At 46.7% G+C, this 21,541-nt stretch carries 14 protein-coding genes; 6 read left to right on the forward strand and 8 right to left on the reverse strand.

What is annotated here, in order from left to right; translation table 11 throughout:
• Nucleotides 1-17: 17 nt before the first annotated feature.
• Nucleotides 18-1,787, reverse strand: coding sequence for a dihydroxyacetone kinase subunit DhaK (gene dhaK / locus AC3WQ3_RS26375; protein WP_492474150.1), 1,770 nt, complete (start codon nt 1,785-1,787; stop codon nt 18-20).
• Nucleotides 1,787-2,926, reverse strand: coding sequence for a glycerol dehydrogenase (locus AC3WQ3_RS26380; protein WP_492474151.1), 1,140 nt, complete (start codon nt 2,924-2,926; stop codon nt 1,787-1,789). The genes dhaK and AC3WQ3_RS26380 overlap by 1 nt, the downstream gene beginning before the upstream one ends.
• A gap of 307 nt (nt 2,927-3,233) precedes the next feature.
• On the opposite strand from AC3WQ3_RS26380, the gene AC3WQ3_RS26385 reads away from it, so the two are divergent.
• On the forward strand, nt 3,234-4,274 hold the full coding sequence (locus AC3WQ3_RS26385; RefSeq protein ID WP_154892905.1) for a PocR ligand-binding domain-containing protein: 1,041 nt from the start codon (nt 3,234-3,236) through the stop codon (nt 4,272-4,274).
• 235 nt (nt 4,275-4,509) lie between these two features.
• On the opposite strand, the gene AC3WQ3_RS26390 is transcribed toward AC3WQ3_RS26385, so the two are convergent.
• Entirely contained in the window at nt 4,510-5,421 is a 912-nt protein-coding gene (locus AC3WQ3_RS26390; RefSeq protein ID WP_492474152.1) for a LysR family transcriptional regulator, read from the reverse strand.
• Between the two features lie 90 nt (nt 5,422-5,511).
• Between AC3WQ3_RS26390 and AC3WQ3_RS26395 the strand changes: the two genes are divergently transcribed.
• The gene (locus AC3WQ3_RS26395) at nt 5,512-6,510 is read left to right on the forward strand and encodes a quinone oxidoreductase family protein (protein WP_492474153.1); all 999 of its coding nucleotides are present in this window, start codon (nt 5,512-5,514) and stop codon (nt 6,508-6,510) included.
• Between the two features lie 126 nt (nt 6,511-6,636).
• Here the strand turns inward: AC3WQ3_RS26395 and AC3WQ3_RS26400 are convergent, their stop codons facing one another.
• Together AC3WQ3_RS26400 and AC3WQ3_RS26405 are read right to left on the reverse strand one after the other, a co-directional pair.
• Nucleotides 6,637-10,977 carry an S-layer homology domain-containing protein gene (locus AC3WQ3_RS26400; RefSeq protein WP_492474154.1) on the reverse strand — a complete coding sequence of 1,447 codons (4,341 nt, stop codon included), beginning with the start codon at nt 10,975-10,977 and terminating at the stop codon, nt 6,637-6,639.
• Nucleotides 10,978-11,013: 36 nt separating this feature from the next.
• Nucleotides 11,014-13,734: an S-layer homology domain-containing protein gene (locus AC3WQ3_RS26405; protein WP_492474155.1), complete on the reverse strand. Its 2,721-nt coding sequence runs from the start codon at nt 13,732-13,734 to the stop codon at nt 11,014-11,016.
• A 452-nt stretch (nt 13,735-14,186) separates the two neighbouring features.
• Here AC3WQ3_RS26405 and AC3WQ3_RS26410 point away from each other — a divergent pair, with 452 nt between their 5' ends.
• The 4 genes from AC3WQ3_RS26410 (at nt 14,187) to AC3WQ3_RS26425 (ending at nt 16,283) form a co-directional block, all read left to right on the forward strand.
• Nucleotides 14,187-14,405: a bacteriocin immunity protein gene (locus tag AC3WQ3_RS26410; RefSeq protein ID WP_492474156.1), complete on the forward strand. Its 219-nt coding sequence runs from the start codon at nt 14,187-14,189 to the stop codon at nt 14,403-14,405.
• Nucleotides 14,406-14,434: 29 nt separating this feature from the next.
• Nucleotides 14,435-14,869 (forward strand): HEAT repeat domain-containing protein, encoded by a 435-nt coding sequence (locus tag AC3WQ3_RS26415; protein ID WP_492474157.1) that lies wholly within the window; start codon nt 14,435-14,437, stop codon nt 14,867-14,869.
• A 76-nt stretch (nt 14,870-14,945) separates the two neighbouring features.
• Nucleotides 14,946-15,353 carry a hypothetical protein gene (locus AC3WQ3_RS26420; RefSeq protein ID WP_492474158.1) on the forward strand — a complete coding sequence of 136 codons (408 nt, stop codon included), beginning with the start codon at nt 14,946-14,948 and terminating at the stop codon, nt 15,351-15,353.
• A gap of 141 nt (nt 15,354-15,494) precedes the next feature.
• Entirely contained in the window at nt 15,495-16,283 is a 789-nt protein-coding gene (locus AC3WQ3_RS26425; RefSeq protein WP_492474159.1) for a formate/nitrite transporter family protein, read from the forward strand.
• 55 nt (nt 16,284-16,338) lie between these two features.
• Here the strand turns inward: AC3WQ3_RS26425 and AC3WQ3_RS26430 are convergent, their stop codons facing one another.
• The 3 genes from AC3WQ3_RS26430 to AC3WQ3_RS26440 form a co-directional block, all read right to left on the reverse strand.
• Nucleotides 16,339-16,773 carry an acetyltransferase gene (locus AC3WQ3_RS26430; RefSeq protein WP_492474160.1) on the reverse strand — a complete coding sequence of 145 codons (435 nt, stop codon included), beginning with the start codon at nt 16,771-16,773 and terminating at the stop codon, nt 16,339-16,341.
• 108 nt (nt 16,774-16,881) lie between these two features.
• A complete protein-coding gene (locus AC3WQ3_RS26435) occupies nt 16,882-18,486 on the reverse strand; it encodes a glycoside hydrolase family 30 protein (RefSeq protein ID WP_492474161.1) in 1,605 nt (534 codons plus the stop codon).
• A 12-nt stretch (nt 18,487-18,498) separates the two neighbouring features.
• Entirely contained in the window at nt 18,499-21,210 is a 2,712-nt protein-coding gene (locus AC3WQ3_RS26440) for a beta-glucosidase (protein ID WP_492474162.1), read from the reverse strand.
• Nucleotides 21,211-21,541 lie beyond the last annotated feature (331 nt).

Raw genomic sequence — 21,541 nt, forward strand, 5'->3', positions numbered from 1 at the left:
TTGTTGATTATGAATATCTATTTCATTGAATCGGACAGCTCTGTGAAAATAACTCCCAGTGCGTATGCACCGGCATCCGGATACCCAAGACTGCGATCGCCAACCGTACCTGCGCGGCCCATGCGTGCCACGATGTCTTCTGTTTTCTTCGCACCTTCAACTGCCGCTTGTGCCCCTTTGGCAAATGCAGTTTTGAAGTCATCACCGGCATTTGCACTCTGTGTCCAGGAATCGGCACAAGGTACGAGTGCATCAATCAGCGTCTTGTCACCCACAACTGCGCCGCGTCCGAAGGACCGCTCACCCGTGGATTGAATGCCTTGCACGGCTGCTTGCATCATTTCGGCAAATTCGGATACCGTCAGCTGCTGTTTATCTCCTACAGCTTTGCCCGCTGCGCGGAATGCCGAACCCCAGATTGGACCGGATGCCCCGCCGCAATACTCCATAATAACGAGCGAGCATGCATCCAGGAACGAACCGATATCCTTCTTCTCTTCGCTGATGATATGATTCCATTCGCGTTTCAGCTGACGGAAGCCCTTCGCCACGCTCATTCCGAAGTCACCATCTCCCGCATGGGAATCGAGCTCACAGAACGGTACTTCGTTCTTGATGATGATCTCACCCATCTTATCGATCAGGTACACGATATTGTCCAGGGAGAATTGATTGTCATTAATAACTGCAGCAGATGCAGGTGTCTCCACTTCATAGGAAACCGGAGCGTCTTCACCTACAACTGCTTCAAGTGCTTCGGAGTAGGCTGCTTGTGCAGCCGGAGGACCGGAAACCTTGAATGCAGGTGTGTCACTTTCCTTAAATAACAACGACTTGAGCTCATCATCCAGCTTTAGGATCGTCAGCGATGCGCCAGCCATATCGATGCTGGTCATATAATTGCCAACAAAGGTGGTGGCTACTGCCAGCCCCGAACGGTCTGCCAGCTCGCGCTGAACGGAGTTGTTAAGCAGGTACAATTCCTGCAGCGGTGTTGCACCAAATCCGTTCACGAGCACGGCAATCTCCGCGGATGCATCACCATCCAGCTTCATGTCTGCCAGCAGGGCTTCAACCATCCGGCCTGCCAGCTCATCTGCAGATACAATTTTCTCACGACGAATACCAGGTTCACCATGAATACCAACGCCGAACTCCATTTCATCGTCCGCAATTTCAAACGTAGGTGTTCCTTTGGCAGGTACGGTGCAGGACGTGAATCCAAAACCAATACTGCGTACGTTCTGGGCTGCCTTCTCGGCAACCAGCTTCACTTCTGCCAGACTGCGCCCTTCTTCAGCTGCAGCTCCAGCAATTTTATGCACCAGAACCGTTCCAGCTACGCCGCGGCGTCCTACAGTGTAGAGACTATCCTGCACAGCAATGTCATCTTCAACACGCACATACTGTACATCGATACCGTCTTCCTCTGCTAAATGTGCTGCATTCTTGAAATTCATCATGTCACCGCTGTAGTTCTTGATGATCAAGAGTGTTCCCTTGCTGCTGGCCGTTGCCTTAATTGCCTGGTACACCTGAATCTGGGAGGGAGATGCGAATACATCTCCACATACCGCAGCATCCAGCATGCCTTTCCCCACATAGCCAGCGTGAGCCGGCTCATGGCCACTGCCGCCGCCGCTGATGAGACTGACTTTGTCCGCATTAATCTCTCTGCGTTTAATGACCTTATACTTTTTCAAAAATTCAAGCTCCGGGTGCGCCAGCGCAATCCCATTGCACATTTCCATCACGACATTTTCAGCCTGATTGATAATTTTCTTCATTACTTTGCCTCCCGGCGAGCTTTGTATTCCCGACCCATACGGTCAGCCGCTGCAATGGCAGCAGCCACTTCAGGAACAGTGATCGGGAACGACATGGCGTGAATGGATTCTTCCAGAATACATGCGATCTCCGCCACTTTCAGCAGCTCTTCTTGAGTAATGGTATCTACACCGATATCCGCCAAGCTTACAGGCAGCCCTACCTCAAGGCAGAAGTCCATGACTTCATGCAGCTCTTCGGTTGGAGCATTTTCAAGGACGAGCTGTGCAATCGTACCGAAGGATACTTTTTCACCATGGAAGAAGTGATGTGTTCCCTCCAGAACCGTCAATCCGTTGTGGATGGCATGTGCTGCGGCCAGACCGCCACTTTCAAATCCAAGACCTGACAACAGAATGTTGGTCTCAACGATATTTTCCAGTGCTTGCGTTACAACGTTGCTATCGCTGGCTACTTTTGCTTTTGCTCCGTCCGTCAGCAGCATTTCATAACACAATTTTGCCAGCGCCAGTGCTGCATTCGTACCTACAGCAGACGGAGTATACCCTTCGCGGGATCCCATTGGCAGACTTGCGTTTACACGGGAATACGATTTCGCTGTTGCTCTTGCTTCGAAGTACGTAGAAAGTGCGTCTCCCATACCGGATACAAGGAAGCGTGTTGGTGCGTTAGCGATTACGGTTGTATCCACCAGCACTACACTTGGGCTTTGTTTGAAATATGCATAGTCATCAAAAGATCCTTCCGGTGTATACAATACTGCCGAGTGACTTGTTGGCGCATCGGTAGCAGCAATCGTTGGGCAAATGATCAACGCTTCGCCTTCCGCTACGCATTTGGCTGCATCAATGGCTTTACCGCCTCCAAGACCGATGGTGCAGGTGCATCCTTTTTCCTTCGCAATTTCCTGCAGACGAGCCACTTCCTGACGGGAGCACTCCCCTCTAAAACCGCTTTCAACAAAAGTAATATTGAACTTTTCTGCTGTTGCATCAAGCTTCGCCTTTACACGCTGTACATCATCCGGATGTGCGATCAACAACGCGGAATCTCCGAAGGATTTTACAAAGTAACCAAGGTTCAACAGTTCATCTTCGCCTTGCACATATTTGGTTGGGCTGATAAATGCTTTTCTCATAATGATATGCCTCCTAAAGATAGTTAATAGGGTGGTCGAGTCAATGCATCAAATTTGAATGGTTCACAATTAATCTAAATATATCTCATGAATGCGAGAGACACATTGGATTTTGATAACAAATTATTATAACTTCCAATCGTAATTTTTTGCTTTTTTCTGAAATCATGGTATGTTATTGTCATTGGATGGTTGAATGTTGACATCATCTTACATTACCCGTTTGCATCCTATTCTAATATGTACAACTTGCTAACTTTTTAGCGCTTAAGGGCCATTAATCAGGTTAGCTATGGAGGTTCACACAATGATTAAAGAATACTTGCACATTAATAAAATTCTCGACCTAAATAAATGGAAGCGCCTACAGGATTCACTGGCGAATGTAACCAAGCTGGCCATCCTGACCGTCGACTACAAAGGCATTCCGGTAACCAGCCACAGCAGCTGCCAAGCGTTCTGCCAAAATGTACGCAAAGATCCCGAGCTTCTTCCCTACTGCCAAAAGTGCGATTCGCGTGGCGGGCTGGAAGCGGTTCGGTTGAATGAACCTTATGTATACTTGTGTCATTTCAATATTATCGATATCGCCATTCCCATCACCATCGATGGAAAATACATTGGTGCCGTGCTCGCAGGGCAAGTTAAACTTGCAGATCCCAATAAAGGAACTGATCTGGAACAGATCGTCTCTTCCAAAAACGTGCCCATGCATGAAGCGAAGCTGCAGGAACTGCAGGACGATTATGATCAACTGCCTGTCATGACCTATGAAGAGATTGTGAAAATTTCCAACATGCTGTCCCTGCTGTGCAACTATATTGTAGAGGAAGCTCTCAATAAAAATTTGCTGGTGGAGATGTTCGAGAAGGCTTCCGGATCTCAGGAATCCGTTAATCTGTCCACGATTTTGCCCGGGTACTCCATTCGCAATATTGAATCCATCAAAAAGGAAATGACCAATGCGATTGCGGATGCCTATCTCAAAAACAGTCCAAGCGATAATGCATGTACCAGCCCTGCGTTACAGCCTGCTTTTGAATATATTCACAGTCACAAGAGTGAACAGGTGACATTGAAACATATGGCAGATCTATGCCACCTTAGTCCAAGCTACTTCAGCAGACTGTTTGCCAAGGAGACAGGGGAGAATTTCACAACCTATCTGGCCAAGCTCAAAATCAAATGGGCCAAGCAATTGCTGGAGGTTACTGACATGCCGATCTCACAGATCAGTGATGAGCTGGGGTTTAACGAATCCGGGTACTTTATCAAAATTTTCAAAAAATTCGAAGAGATTACACCAGCCCTATATCGCAAATACATTCAAGAGCAATCTGTCACCTAGTCTGACTAATTTCATCTGTTCTTGAACCCGGATCGCAGACTCGGCCAGTATCTCCATCAATCCGTTAAAGTGGGGGGCCACCTCTTGAAATGGATGGTCCCCTGCATAGTTGTAGATAAGCGTCAGAACTTTACCTGAATTCTGTTCCAGAACAGCACTGCTTCCTTCTCCAAAACCGCTAATCGGGAACGGGTTCAGGTCTTCATCCCGGTGGAGTTTCCTGAAATGGGATTTTTTAGCCTTCGTTATTCCTAGTTACCATCATCTCCAGCAAGCCTCGTAATGCAGCAGATAGATGTTCACTCCGGGCATGTACAAGTCCCACTTCCAACCTGCAGTATGGCTCTGGCAAAGATATCACTGAAACCTCTCCTCTTAATTCGGCTTGAACAACCGAAGATCGCGGGAGTAAAGATACCCCTATTCCGGCAGATACACCACTTAGGATCGTGTTCAGCGTTCCAAATTCCATTACATTGAGCGTATTTACATCACGGCTATGCAGAAAAGCTTCAGCTTGAATTCTGTGCGTACACCCGATCTCGAAGAACAACATCGGTTTACCTAATACTTCGGCCATCTGATGCAAGCCGGGTGCCGCAATCAGAACCAGTTCTTCATCAAACAACTTGATATAGTTCAGTTCAGGGTGATCGACTGGCCCATAGACTAAGGCACCTTGCAGATCATGCTGCATGACCTTCTGATTCAGCTCATGGGTCCCTCCTGTGACAAGTGAAGCCTGTACCTCTGGATAACAGGATTGGTATTTAGCTAGGAATGGAGCAAAGAAGCTGGAGGCCGCTGTCTCAATGGAACCCAAACAAAGCTTCCCTGCGGGTTTACTCCCTGTTTGAGTCGACAATTCTGCTTCATGCAGCAAATCCAGTATTTTATCCGCATACCCGAGCAAATGCTCTCCAGCAGGTGTAAGTACCATTCCCCGGTTCGTTCGATGAAAAAGTGGAACTTGAAGTTGACTTTCCAGCTGCCTGATCCGCGTTGTAACATTGGACTGCACATAATTCAGTGCCAATGCTGCTTTACTAATACTTCCTTCTCGAGCAACAGTCCGAAATATTTTCAGATCTCCTGCATCCACGATAATCACCTGCTTGCTAGCTATTGTTTTTATTGATACCCACATTCAATTCTGTTCATTTTACGTGAAACCACCCCAACTGTACAATGAGGTTCAATCATGACCTTTAATTACATCAACGGGAGGAATAACATTATGAAAGCTATTATACATTCAGGCCGAAGTGGCCTCAGGGGACTCCAATATACATCATTCACAAGCCGAGCACCGGGGTTCGGCGAAGTCAAAATTCAGTTAAAATCCGCCGGTCTTAACCATCGCGATCTCTTCATTATGGCAGGTCGCACAACCCATGACGCTCCGTTCATTCCAGGCTCCGATGGGGCTGGTATAATAGTAGAAACTGGGGAAGGAGTCGTACACCCTTCTGTAGGTGAAGAAGTCATTATTCATCCAACTCTTGGTTGGAAGTGTGCAGCAGATGTGCCAATTGTACCTGAGATCGTAGGCGGACCAACCGATGGAACACTTGCACAGTATATTACCGTCCCTGCCGAAAATGCATTACCGAGACCATCTCATCTAACATGGGAGGAAGCAGGGGTGTTATCCCTATCGGCCTTGACAGCCTACCGTGCATTATTCACCCGTGGTGGTCTTCAGCAGGGAGAACATGTTCTGATTCCCGGCATTGGAGGTGGTGTAGCCACCTATGCTCTTCTCATGGCGGTATCAGCCGGAGCCAAGGTGACCGTAACCTCAAGGAGCGAAATGAAGCGAAATGAAGCCATTCGGTTGGGAGCTGAACAAGCATTTGGCAGTCATGAGGATTGGAGTCAGCATAACAAGCTTGACCCTGTGGATCTGATTTTGGATAGCGTCGGACAAGCCCTTTTCCCCCAATATTTTAATATTATCCGACCCGATGGCCGAATCGTAATGTATGGCGCAAGCTCCGGAGATAATCTGACTGTTCCGATCAGATCCATCTTCTTCCCTCAAGTTAGCCTGATTGGTACTTCCATGGGAAGCCATGAAGAGTTTGTCCAGATGCTGCATTGGGTGGAACATCATGATATACATCCTGTAGTCGATAGAGTGTATGCGCTACAGGACACAGCTAAGGCGTTCGAACGGATGGAAAAGGGGGAGCAGTTTGGCAATCTTGCTATACGGATTCCTGACCCAAGATAAAATTCAACTCCGGCATGATCCCTTTCCAGTAAAAATAAATAAGACCTCCATACTCGTTTCATGAGCATGGAGGTCGGCCTACTTTATTACAAGGTTTCATATCAAAAGAGCCTTTAGTTCATTAACCTATGGAGTGTGAAAAGGAACAAATTGAAGGGTTCCTTTCGGAAACTCATTCCATTCCCCTGTCAATGAAAACTGTTGTGAACCCGTGTATATCCCACGTTTGCGAATAAATGTCCCGCCGGCAGGCATGAACTGATCATGAGAAGCTGGATCACCCAACACATCTACAATTCGGCCGTCCTTTTTGAGAACGAGAGCTACGACATTATATTCATTCGGATTATAGAGAGCTAATTCATCGTTATAGTAAGAAGCGTTGGTAATATCAAAGAAGTCATAGAATATGGTATCGATATAGATATAAGGTACGCCTGGAAACACATCCAATACACCGTAAGGCGTCACTTGCATCGTTGATGTTTTTTTCATCCATTTATAAACATCCACTTGGTATCCAGTTGCTTTATGTGACGGATCTCCATCACCTGTGTAATAAAGTTGCACAACACCGCGCCCATCTCCTGCATCAACGTATTGAGAGAAAAATAGTTCTGCCGTTCCTTGAGGCAGCGAGTTTACTTGAACTACCACAGCTCTACCGTCATTTCCAATAATCCAGTAGTTCAACGGAGATACTGTTATTGGAATTCGATTCGTATTCAAGGTATCCGGCCCTGTGAACGTTGAATCTGGCGTACCCCTGTAGACTTTAAAATTTGTTTGACCCGGGAACAAACTTGAGGTTGAATAGGTCAAAGCATCCTGAACTCCGGATTTCGTATTAATCTGTATGACCCCACCGTTCACGAGAGAAGCAGTCCGAACATTGAAGGAGTATTGAACCTGCCCACCTTTTCCATCTTTCGCTGTTATGGTTAAAGGAGCTACTGTATTCCCCGTTCCAGGCTTAATTGTTAGTTGATTGCCGTTAATGCTCGCATCCACTGCTTCGTCTGAGCTGCTGCTAATTGTATATTGCAACACATCTCCATCCGGATCATTGAACAATTGACTCAGGTCATAGGTGCGTGCATTCGTTACATTCGGCGTTAGTACTTGTTCGTAAATACTACTTACAACCTCAGGTGCTGAGTTATTGACTGACGGCTCGGCTTGTACAGTTACGCCAAAAGAGGTCTGTTCTTTTCGTCCTGCAAGATCATATACGGTTAGTGTTACCGAAGCTTGTCCTTCTGCTGCTGGATTAACCGCAATCTGCGCCCCATTCGCCGACACTGTCGCAATATTTACGTCTGTAGAAGCAGCATCCACCGTTAAAGTACTGATGTCAAAATGCAATAAATACGGAGTAAGGTCTATATCCAAAGTAGACCAAGGCCACATTATTGTTTGATCAGGGATTGCACCGAAACTTCCGGATTCAATAACCTGAATATCAATAGAGGCTGTCGCCTCTTTTCCATAAACATCTTTTGCTTGGATGGTAGCTTGAAACTTACCAACCTGATTTGGACGAATAATCAGCTTCTCTTCTTGAAATTGCATTTGTGCAATCATGAAATTATCTAAAACAAATGGTGTTTGAAACTCTAATACATCCCCATCTGGATCAATAAAATATTGCGAGAGATCAATGACAACATCCTCCTTACCCAGAAACAACGTTTGAGCAGGTAGGTTACTAGTAAGAACTGGAGAAGCATTAGGCTTAGGATTAACTCTTACTTGAAATGCCGTTGAAATGAAACCGCCTTTGCCATCCTCCACCAAAAAATGAATGGTGTATTCTCCAAATTTTAGAGCAGTGAATTGAAGTATTCCTGAATTTTCCTCAACGATCAAACCATCCGGATCAGATGAAGTGGCGCTGAATGTAAGTGAGTCACCGTCTGGATCTGTATAATAATCATTTAAATTAACAGTAGGAATGGACTCTGATAGGAAACCTAAGTATACGGTAACCCAACCAGGTGACTGTCCTACCGGATTCATATTCGGGACAGGATCTACATTAATATCAAATGTTCCACTTGTTATTCCGCCTTTACCGTCACTAACGGAATATGAAATCGTATAAGTCCCTAGTTGAAGAGCAGTGAACTTCAACTTACCTGCATCTCCCTCCACAGTAACCCCATCGGAATTGGATGAAGTCGCTGTATACGTCAGAGGGTCACCGTCTGGATCAGTATATAGCTCATTCAATTTTACTATAGGGATGTTATTGCCCAGGTATACGTCCATATTCGATGGAGCTTCCCCCACTGGCGCACGGTTAAGCGGTGGGAGAACGACAACCCGCATCTCAACCTCAGTAGCACCCGTACTTCCATCATCCGCAATTTGCCCATCATCAACTCTTATTTTAAGGACGACTTCTCCTGCCTTCTTAGGCGTTAACCTCAGTACGGATTCTGCATAATTGCTTCCGACGATTTCGGAGCCTACGATTTCCGATGCATTATTCGTCACGCTGTAGAGTAGCTCCGATTCATATTTCTCATCATCCATAAAATAAACCATGAGATCCACATCCTTGCTGCCCGACTCGGCAACAAGCTCCTGATCAGGGATAGGAGATGCAAGAGGAGGTGCATTCACGCTGACTTCGAATGTAGATCTTAACCTTTTGCCTCGCCCATCATTAGAGGATACGGTTATTGTAGCTGTTCCATGTTCTATTGGTGTGATCTCGAGATTGGACCCACTAAGCACTATCTTTGCGACGGAAGACTTGGATGAAGCAACGGTATACGTTAACGGGTCACCATCCGGATCAGTTACATAGTCATTTAGATTTAAAGTGCCACCTTGTCCGTTCGCCGTGAACTTGCGGATTTCAAATGCTTTCAGCAGTTCAGGTGCACGATTGGCAGCAACAGGAGTTTCACTTCCCCCTGTTCCACCTGATGATGATGGCGATGCAGTATTGGAAGAAGCCATCCCTGTACCTCCACTAACCGCGGAAGTTGGTACTCCAGCTGCCAAATTGACCTCAGCCACCTTCACATTTCGCGCTACATTGATCTGTGCAGCAGGATTATTTACCTGAAGTTGTTGAATGGTGCCTGTTGCATTAATACTGATCGGTCCTGCCCCATCTACCGTGAGCTGCTGCACAGTCACATTCCCGTTAAGCTGCATGGACTTAGACGTATTCAGAGAAACGGTATCAACAGTTCCCTGAACTTCCACTCTGCTTGCACCTTCAATGATATTCAACAGTGGAAGAGTAGCTGTCTGCTCAATATCAATTCTACTGTCTGACTGGACGCTAATCTCTTGAGCATGGGTACTGCCTGCCAGGGTCACATGCACATCACTTTTATCCACATTCACGTTTTTTAAAGCTGAGTCCTCAAATACAACAGTATTACTGTCTCCGCCCTGTACCAAAACAGAATCTTCCACTTTTACATTTTTGGCGTGAAGGTCATGCTGCATCTCCGGGGCTATTACCAGCTTACCTTTAATTGTAATTCCTTGCACCGAGGTGAAGTCTGCTTTAATCGTCAGATCACCATCAAGTGTGGTGTCCCCACCATTCAATAACAGATTACGGCTGAATTCTGCCTCATCTGTATGTGCAGCTTCTCCGCCTTTTCTAATTTCCAAAGCATTGATTTCAGTAAGATTATGATTTTGACTCTTGAACTGTATTCCAGCTTGATCCAGTACAGTTCTGTTACGATCATTCAGAAGGCCAGCCACGTTGTCAGAGATATGATACTTTACTCCGTTGATCTGAACCTGATCGCCTTGGAGCTGCTGAATAACAGATAGGCGATTTTCCGGGAACATAGCCGACAGAATCATGCTCACCGCTTCGCCACGAATAAGTCCTTGTTTAACTTTGGTTTCTCCTGGATACTCACTCAACAGATCTGCCTTTACAGCTGTCTGGACGTAAGGTATAGCCCAAGAACTTGTTCCGTTCCACTCTTGTGGAACAGAGTCTTCCTTCGTTTCCTGTTTGGCAAAGGCTGTGGCTCGCACCAAAACAGCTACCAGTTCTTGCCCGGTGATCTGCGCTTGTGGTCTGAAGCGTCCTGTTGCATCTCCCTGTAGAAGGCCAGCCTTCTTCACTGCTTGAATGTAAGGGGCTGACCAGTTAGTCGATTTTACATCTGCAAAAGGTGATGATGATGCCTTGCTTGCTGTCAGTCCCAGAGCCTTTGCAAGAACAACCGCCAGTTCTTGACGGGTAATGGGATCGGCTGTCCGAAGGTTTCCATCCGGATCTCCCTTGATGAAACCCATGGTTACAGCCTTATTCATTGAATCATTTAATGGGTTAGTAACATTAACACCCGAAGATATATTAGACGAAGGTAGTACCTGCTCTACTGAATTCCAACTCTGTGCAGCAACTGGAACAGCATTGCTCAGGAGCAATGCAACTATGGCTAATTGTGCTGTCCTTTTCATTTTCCGCATCATGATTCCCCTTCTGTATCTGTTATAAAACGAATGAAGTTAAGGATTAATTAAAGGATCAAATTTGCCCAAGTTGCCATAATTGTTTTCTCCAATATTGCTCCATTCAGATGGTTCATAAGAAACCTTATCACCTAGAACAGTATCCCATTTCCTTGTCAAAGATTGAGCCGGTACAATAACTGCCCTATCCAGGACTTCCCCTTTGTAATATAGCGTCAGCGATACCGGTTCGGTATTTACAAACAAATCTAAAGTCAAGTAATAATACTCTTCCTCTGTAAAATCACTAAACCCTTCTGCAAGAACTAGCGTACCTGTTGAAGGAATGATAGTACCCGAGTCTAGCGTAATCGGGGTATCTGAGTCGCTCCGAACAATCGTAATATCCCCTCCATTAAGTGATTTGGATGTCGGATTATACAGTTCAATAGCTTGATTAAAACTCTCGCCCCAGACCAACTCGGAAATAAACAGTCCCTTTCCTGCATCAGGGTCTTGAACATCTACAGCAAATGTTGTCACCGTCTCCTCACCATCCGGATCAGAAGCCTTGACGGTAATTATCGCTGAACCTATAACGTCCTTGAAGGTTAGTGTTAACGTGTCTTCCTGTACCATCGCTTCTGCTACATTAGGGTCCGAAGATTCAGCCGTGTACGTCAGATTGTCTCCATCTGCATCTTCGAATACTCCGGCCAGATTGACTGTATCGCTAACCTTTCCCAGCGTTACATTCATTTTAGTAATCTGTCTTGCTACTATGGGCTTATGATTAACAGCGGCGGGTGCTTTGACCACAACATTAAACTTGCTCTCCACTTCCCCACCATTACGATCCTTGGCAGTTACCGTAATTTCAGCGCTACCAGGAGAGTAGGTGTTCAACGTCAGCATACTGCCTGTAATATCAGCATCCGCAACTTGCTGATTCGAAGAAGCTGCAACGAAGGTCAGTTCATCTCCGTCGGGGTCAGAGAAAATGGTCTTCAAGTCTGTTGGACCATTTACAGCCCCCAATACAACTTCAACTGCTTGCAATGCTTCAATCACTTCGGGAGCATGGTTTACTGGCGGTTGGGGCAGGATGATTGGCGGGATCACAATCGGTGGCATCGGCGGAATAAAGAAAGGTTGGACGACATAGAGGAATGACGTTATCTCACTTCCTCCCTTTCCGTCTTCAGCTTTCACGGTTACCTTTGTATTCCCTATGGAAATGGGCTGTATTTTTAATTTGGAACCCTGAATTTCGCCAGAAGCGATGCTTTGATCCATTTCTGAAATTTCATAACTCAGTTCATCCTCGTCCGCATCCGTAAATACAGTGCTCAGATCAATCTCTTGTGCACCTTCTCCCAAAAAAACGGTCTTGTCGGGAATCATCGCTTGAACAGTAGGTTGATGATTTACAGGGGACGGCGGCACAACAACTGGTTCTGGCTCTGGTGTCGGTTCCGGTGTTGGTTCTGGCGCCGGGTCTGGTTTAGGCTCTGGCGTCGGCGTTGGTGTCGGTTCTGGTGCTGTTGGTCCTGATGAACCTGAACCAGAACTTGAATTACTTGTTCCCGTAGAAGCCGATGATGGCGGCGTCGAAGGCGTATTGCGAATGATCTGAGATAATGCTCCACCCTCCGCAAGGATCACTTTCTCTGTTTTCACACTGGTAGGCAATTGAATGGTGGATTTCGTACTTTTTAGTACAACCTGTTTCCACGTGCCGCTTCCCCGAACAATAATGTTGTCGGTGGTATCAACCGTTACTTCATCAATATCACTTTCGATAGTGATTGTACTTGACCCGGATTTCAAATTAACTTTGGATAATGTATCGGCTTTCAAGATGACATGGTCTTTAGAGACTACAATTGCACCCTGATAGGATGTATCTTTTAGATTCAATGTAATGGGCTTCGCAGCTGTACCCGGCTGTGTAATCTGAATTTCCGACAAGGAGGACAGATTGCGTGTTCTTGCATCATAGGTAATTACGGCATCCTGTAATGCTTCCTTGTTTCCTTCATTCAAAATGCTCTGCAGTTCCTTCCCAATTACAAAAGGACGTCCATCTATATAAGCAATATCCCCGTCCAATTCGGTTAAGGCTGCCGTTCGCTCCCCTGTCTGGAACACATCCACCAGAATTGCTGCAATATCTTGTCGTTCAACCAAAGCTTTGGATTCGAATTTACCCTCACTCGTTTCCAATAATCCAAGCTTCAACGCCGTTTGTACCTGTTCTTTAGCCCAGCCACTCACCACGGACTCATCCGAGATCGTTTGCGGCTGACCCCCCTTGATTTTTTGAGTTCCCGTAACTCTTACCAATATAGAAGCAAGCTCTTCTCGGCGGATCGGATCACTTGCACGAAAATTCCCCGAAGCATCCCCCGTCATCCAGCCTTCCTTTTGAATAGCTTCTATATATGGAGCTGCCCAGTCCTTACTTTTCGGGCCAGTAGCCGACTGTTCCTCATAAGGTAATTGAGATGCTTTGGCCAGCAATACAGCCATTTCTCTCCGGGTAAGATACTGACGTGGATGAAATGATCCATCCGGGTAGCCTGAAATTAATCCTTGCTTCACTGCCTCTTGTACGGCTTGCAGGGAAGTTGAACGAATATCAACTTCGTCTGTAAAAACCGATGATATCGGGTTAGCGCCTCCTTTTTGCTCTTCTGCCGCACTAACGCTTTGATTCCCCCACAGCATGCCAATTACAGTGACAGTATGTAGCAGCTTTTTCCAGTCCTGATTCATAGTCCGTTCCTCCCAAAAATACTTCGTTTCGGCCCATATTCTAGCAAGGGACTCTGAACCAATTCTGAACAAAATGATTAACATATTATCCATTAAAAAGGAGGCTATTAATGTTGATCTGGGAGAACTTCTCATAACATAGATTCAAGACAATGCATGAAATATAGTTTAAGAACAGTACTGCAATAAATACAAATATGTAACGAAAAAATACAAATAATATTCCCCCGTATAATACGTACATTTGAAATCACCCTGTTTTTTCAGAGAAGCACCGCGTCTCTGTCCTGAAATTTCGTTATAATGAAGCTAACTAGGAGTGATTGGTAGATTAAACAATGTTCCACCGGGAACTGGAACCCGGATTCTGGAAAACGAAGTTGCACGCAGGAGTTTATCTGTGTAAGTCTAGTTAAGAAACTAATCATATGAATTATTCAGGAGGTTTTGATATGTCCGACCATGCACAATTAGTAGAACAGGTTCGCAAGCTGATGAATGCCGAAGGAACCGAAGCGGAACTGGATAATATGCTGAATGAGCTGCAGAAACAGCTGCCCTATGCGGAGATCAGTAATCTGATTTTCTGGGATGATCGAGACCTGACCCCCGAGCAGATTGTGGAAGAAGCACTGGCTGCCCGTCCTATTCAGCTTCCGCCCCAATCCTAGCTTCTCATTCAGGAGGTGACTGATTTACTATGTCTGATATGAATCACAGTAAGTTTGAACGGCTAGATTTTGACGCAGTCAATGGAGAAGAAAAGCTGCAGGCTCTTCGTAATCTGACCGAGCTAACGGATAACCATCTTACGCAGCGAGTTCTCGCTATCGGCATGAATTCTCAAGAAGAAGATCTGGTACGCATCGAAGCCTGGCGTGCCCTTGGTTTGGCAGGCTCCTCTGAACTTCTAAAAGAAATCCTGCATGCTGCCGCGAAGCTTGTTCGTGACCCGGACGAAGATGAGGATGTACAAAACTACGCTTTGCAGACTCTGGCCCTACTGCCCATCACCGAAGCCGTGATTCAATTGGCTTTTGAGGTTTTGCAGGGGAATGCCTACATCCTGGTCAAGGGAGCTGCCTTTGCCGTTCTTGCTGCACATCAACACGTTTCCGTGCCAAGTCGGCGCTAGAGTCACTTCAATCCGATCCCGATTTCGGCACTTTTGCGAAGCGGGTACTACAATCGAACCAAGGAAGTGATAACCTATGAACAAACAAGACCCTTCTTCCCGTGAACATGAAGCTTACGAAAATATGGATCAGTCCAAAGCTGCATCGGGAGAACATGCCGTGAAGCCTGTCTACCTGACCCAGGGGGAGATCAATGCTTTGCAGAAGGCCATCATGTTCCTGAAATTTGAATGCGAGGAAACCGAATCTCTCCTCTACGCGGGCAGTCCTCTGCTGAACAGTGTGCTGGAAAAGGTCCGGGATGCGCATGACTATGCTGAGTACACGAAAGACTTTCACTCCCGTCCCAATGAATATGCCGAACGTTTTATGAGAGCCAAACTGGAGCGCTCCTACGCAGAAGAGTTAGCCCCACGTGAACGAACAGCAGAACAACTGGCTGAAATTCTAGGCGCCTGCATGTACCCTTTTCCAGTGAAATAGCATTCATTATGTCTGAATATCTGCATGATTAGATCGTGATTGTTTAACTGAACTGCTGCTGTGGTCGTTTAAACTCATACCACACTTCTTCCAAATTTTCGTTATAATGTAAGCATTACACCGAGAAACGGGAGGGCAATTATGGAAACCGAAGGTTTACGCAACGTTGAACAGCTAGCCTTGAAGAAGCACAAGATTTACAAACAAAGTTTGATCAGGTACCTCTCACGTTCCATGTTAGCCAGCATGTTTATCGGATTTGGTGTGATCGTGGCGTTTAAGACAGGTAACTTCTTCTATATGGAGCAGTCCCCATTTACATACCCCATGGCAGCACTCACGTTTGGAGCGGCTATTATTTTGATTGCGTATGGCGGGGGTGATCTGTTTACCGGAAATACGTTTTATTACACGTATGTTGCACTCAGGAAGAAGCTGCGCTGGCTCGAAGTCGTAAAATTGTGGATTGCCAGTTACAGCGGGAATCTGATGGGCGCAGCTGTCTTTGCTCTATTAATCTATCTGACGGGATTATTCGATTCATCTCAGGTCAATGGATTTCTGCTAAGTGTGGTGGAACACAAGATGGAGGCACCGGCGATGCAGCTCTTTTTCCGGGGAATTCTGTGTAACTGGCTTGTGTGCCTGGCATTCTTCGTGCCGATGTTTATGAAGGAGAACGGCGCCAAGATGTTCGCCATGATGCTGTTTGTCTTCTGTTTTTTCATCTCGGGATATGAACACAGCGTAGCCAATATGTGCACGTTCGCCATCGCGCTGGTACTGAATCATCCGGGAACGATCTCGTTTGGCGGGGTCATTCATAACCTCGTTCCGGTCACCCTCGGCAATCTGGTGGGAGGAGTACTGCTGATGGGTTTCATGTATTATGCGGTGAACAAACCTTTTCTCGATGAAGAGACTCACTAACGTATGAAAAATCCCCCGCGACCATCCATCTCATGATGTTGGTTACGGGGGAATTCTATTTTAATTCCAGATGTAATAGGGGAAAAGGATTACCTGAGCCATCCAGCTCCGATCTGCCTGTCTGCACAAACCCCATCCGGGCATAAAACCGGGCAGCTCCCTCGTTTTGTTCATTCACATCCACTTTGAGATCGTTACCCTTAAGGTCAATGGCATGCGTAACAAGCATACGTCCAACACCTTGCCCATGCTGGTCCACATCCACGAATAACATCTCAATGTGCTTGCCATCCAGCCCCATAAAACCAATGGGTTCTCCCGCCGAGTCCACTGCTTCCCATACTTCCATGCCTGACAGAGCTTCACTCACCACACTTTTATAGAAGACAATATCCTCTTCGGCCAGAAATGTATGAGTAGCCCGTACAGCTCGTTCCCAAATGGCAACCAACTTGGCATGATCCAGTGCCCGGTATGATGTAACCATCATTTTCAATTCCTCCCCTCCGATGTAGTGATTATTATATTGCATAAATCCAAGGAGTGGGTAAAATCAAATGCTGCTTTTCAGACGTAGAAGTTGATGTAATGATCAGTCTTATCTACCTTTTATCCCGACTCCGCTATCCGAGGTGTCCTCCGGCATCCAGCGAAACGTGACAGCGGATTGAGGTGGCAGTGTATATTGAAACGACTCTTCCTTCACGACGACACGGAAAACAGTACCTACGTTACCTGTGTTAGCTGCAACCAGCACCATGGTTCCATCCGGGTTGCGAAATGCCACATTCTTCAATTCGTCCCGTTCCTCTGTAGACTTTACTCTTACAGCTCCTGTACGAACGTAACGGCTAAGATGTGCAAGTGCATAATATTCAACATTGCGTGTCACTTCACCCGTTTCCGGATCAATGGTCACTACCCCCCGGCAATTCGCACAGCCGCCATTGGTTGGTCCGCCTTGCGGATCCAGTGCAATATTCCAGAGCAGTACGCTTTGAGCCCAGTTTCGCGGAGCACCGATCATTAGATTGGACATCTGCCAGCCTAGATTTTCGCCAAAATCAGGACTCCAATCCCCCCCGCTGCACTCGGTAAAATAGATATGTTTATCCGGGAAGCGATCATGCACTTCCGTCATAGAGGACGGATCCCCTTCATAACAATGGAATGCCGAACCATCAATATATGATGCAGCCGCTTCGTCCCCAAGCACACTGCCCGTGTATTCTACCGCCTGATCCCAGTTGTGGTCATACGTGATGATTCGTGTGTCTAGTCCTGCACCCTGCATTGCAGGCCCAAGGTAATCCCGAATAAACATGGCCTGTTCTTCGGCTCCCATACTCATACTCGGATAATTAGGGGTAGTGAACCCCGGTTCATTTTGCAAGGTCATTCCATAGATCGGTATCCCCTGTGCCTGATAAGCCTGGATATATTTTACGAAATAACGTGCATAGGCTTCATAAACTTGAGGATTATTGTAATCCAGATACCAGCCATTCATTGTTTTTTCACCGTATTTCATCCAGGCCGGGGCGGTCCAGGGTGTGCCCAACACCTTGATGTCTGGTTTCAGCAAGGCTACTTGTCTCAGTATATCTACCACATCTTGGTCTTTGTCGATCGAGAAGTGATCCATATTATAATCCGTGCCTGACTCGATATCATTGTACGTATAACTTGATGGTACGCCAGATGCATCCACCGAGTAATCAGAAGCACCAATCGTGTGACGCACCATATCCAGATTTAACCCTTCGCTTGTAAACAGTTCCTTAAGTAATCGTTCCCGCTGTTCCTGCGGAAGCTGATCGAGTAAATAGGCGGCCGAGCCTGTCATGGCAGCACCAAATCCATCCATCGTTTGATACGTTTGGAGTGGATCAATGGTGATGGTGTAATCTGCTTCTTCCGTTGTTGTTTCTGTCCATTGAATCGGCTGCTGCGGTTCCAGTAGATGCTGCTGATCTCCGGTTGTCAGCCATGCTTCAACTGTTTCCGGGCTCTTCCCTATAGGTGGTGGCGGGATGGCATCTTCTTCGCTGTGGTCTGCCATCCACCATGCACTGAAACCAGCCACAATACATACGGCGAGCAGCAGGAGCATCCATCCTGTTTTCTTCTCTCTCCATCGCGCGTTCATCTCGTCCCCCTCTCCAAGTGTGGAAAAAGCCGCGGCCATTCGGCCACGACTCATAACTTCTTCCTTTTATTTACCGGATGGACTTCCGATATTCACGCTGCCTGTCAGACGGACATCATCTGATGCACTGCCGACATAAACAGATACTTTACCCTTAGGCATTACCCACTCATGCGACTTTTCATCCCAATAGGACAGTGCGCTGCGATCCAGTTTGATTTTAACACGCTGCTGTTTGCCTGCCTTCAGATCGACTTTGACCCAGCCAGCAAGTTGTTTTTTCGGTGTTTCTACACTCGTTGGCAGATTGCCTACATAGACTTGTACCACTTCTGCACCAGAAACTTTACCGGTGTTCCGCAAGTTCAGGGACACTTCTACGGTAGCATCGTCCCCTTTACCAGTATTTTTCACATGCAGGTTGCGGTAGTCAAAATCGGTATAAGACAATCCGTGTCCAAATGCGAACGCTGGTGTCATGCCTTCTTTGTCATACCCTTTATAGCCTACAAAGATGCCTTCAGAGTATGTGCCCACGCCATTCACACCCGGGAATTGTTCCGCGGTGGAGATCGGCGTCTGCGAATCGTCCGACGGGAACGTCACTGGCAATTTACCAGAAGGGTTTACATCACCGAACAGAACGCGAGCTACCGCGTTACCTTGTTCCTGACCTGCGTACCAGGCTTGAACAATGGATGGAACTTCTTTTTGCCAGGAATCCATTTCCACAGCTCGGCCGCTCATTTGAACAACAATTGTCTTCGGATTTGCTGCTGCAACCTTACGAATCAATTGCTCTTGGTTGTTCGGCAGTTCCAGATCGGAACGGTCCACATAACCTTCGCTGTCATACGTACGTGTCACGACAACGGCAACATCGGATTTTTTGGCCAAATCAACTGCTTTTTGCATTTTGGCATCCACGGCATCTTCAGGTGCTTCCCAGCCGAAACGCATTTGGGCACCCATGTCATGGCTTGACTGTACCGGAAAGTCGGTACGGTATTCAATCTTAATGTTGTGGGATTCGCCTTCTTTTAACGTAATTGCTTTCTTTGTTGTGCTCAGCGTTTCACCTTGATTTTCTACGAGCAGCTGATCATCCACGTACAATTTCGCAGATCCCAGGCTGGTCAGAGACAATTTATAATCACCCGTTTTGGGTGCTGTAATGGAACCTGTCCAACGTGCGGACATTTTACTGTTGAATTCCGTTGGTGTAACCGGAAGCTTGGAGGACTGGGCGTTGAACCCTTCATAGTTATAAAATCCAAGATTCATGTTAACCTGATTGTCTGTACGAACCAGTGAAGGGTCACCTTCCATGTTCGTGTTGGTCCAGTATTCGGCACGAAGACCATATTCCGCTTTGTCCGTACCATAATTCAGCTCGCTCTTCTCGGCATTTGCCGGAGACAACAGTGTGGATGGTACGGCGGAAGGACCGTTAAATGCATCTCCGGCGGAGATAGGGTCCGTTCCGGCTGCATATTTCACTTCCACTCCATTGCCTGCACGGTTACGAATACCTTCAAGCGGACTCACGGTATATGTCGGGTTAACGAGGCTGCTGCCTCCACCTGCCGCAGAAGCCGTGTCTGCATCCGGTCCAATAACTGCAATGGAATTCAGTTCTTTCTTCGAAAGTGGCAGGACGTCATTGTTATTTTGCAACAGCACCATGCTCTGCTCAGCAATTTCCCGTGCTTGCTTACCGTCTGCCTTCGCATTAATTTGCGTATTGGTTACAGGGTTGTCGAACAGCCCTTTCTCGAACATTTGGAGCAAAATGCGACGAACCTTCTCATCAATAGTCTGCTCGCTGACTTCACCTTTTTTCACGGCTTCAAGCAGATGCGTTCCCCATTTACCATAAGGCTCCCCTGGTGTCTCCAGATCCAGACCCGCGTTAGCCGATTTGGCTGTACTGAAATTGGCACCGTAGTCACTCATGACGAACCCTTCGAAGCCAAACTGGTCCTTGAGCAGATCGGTCAGCATCTCCTTGTTCTCACAAGCATATGTACCGTTCACCTGGTTAAATGAACACATGGCGGAACCGAGATCCGCTTTTTCAACCATAGCCTGGAATGGACGTGCATAGACTTCCTGGATGGCACGCTCACTGGCTGTTGCATTCGTTGTGAAACGCTCCGTTTCCTGATTGTTCAGGATGTAGTGCTTCGCCGTTGCAATTACCGGGTTGCTCTGAATTCCGTTGACATATGCTGCACCCATGCCGGAAGCCAGCAGCGGATCCTCACCCAGGGATTCGAAGTTGCGTGATCCCCATGGTGTACGTGCAATGTCCAGACCAGGACCAAGAACAACGTTATGTGTTGTATCATGGGCTTCCTGTCCGATCAGATCACCATACTGTTTGGCAAGATCGGTATCCCAGGATGCTGCCAATGCGATCGGTGCAGGCAGTGCCGTGGACTTTTTGTCCTGCACATCCGGATTGGCAACACGTACGCCTGCTGGTCCATCCGCCATCTGTAGTGCCGGAATGCCAAGCCGCTCCAATCCATCATTATAGAAACCATAATAGTTATTTACTTTACCAGTAACGAATCCGACTTTCTCCTCCAGCGTCATCGCCTTGAGAAGCAGCTCGGTGCGTTCCTTCGCAGATAAGGATTTGTTCATCCAAGGACGATCTGCCCCGGAATCCGCTTCTGCGGCAAAGGCGTGTAACGGCATGGCCGCAACCGCCACGATGATTAATAGCATAAACCATCGTTTGAGGAAAATCAGGTTGAGTCTTCTGTTCATGTTTGTAAGCTCTCCTTCTCTCTTGATCATTTTTCTTGCACACATTGCTTGAATACATGTATACAAGGGAATGCAAACTGGCTTGTCCCAGCCCTTCAAGCATTCAGGCAGCCCTGCACATCGCTACGAAAAGTGCGGCTCGACAAGCGAGCAAGCAATTTCGCTTTCTTACGATAGCCGACCTGCGGATCAATTACATCCCCTTAAATATGGAAATGGAGCCGAAAGGAGTGAATTAGTTCTCAGGTATGATGTCATTATTAATTCATATAACAATGAATGAAAACGAGTTAATTACATTATTGTAACTCAAATCATACAAAATATTTAC

This window comes from Paenibacillus sp. FW104-T2, assembly GCF_058789975.1.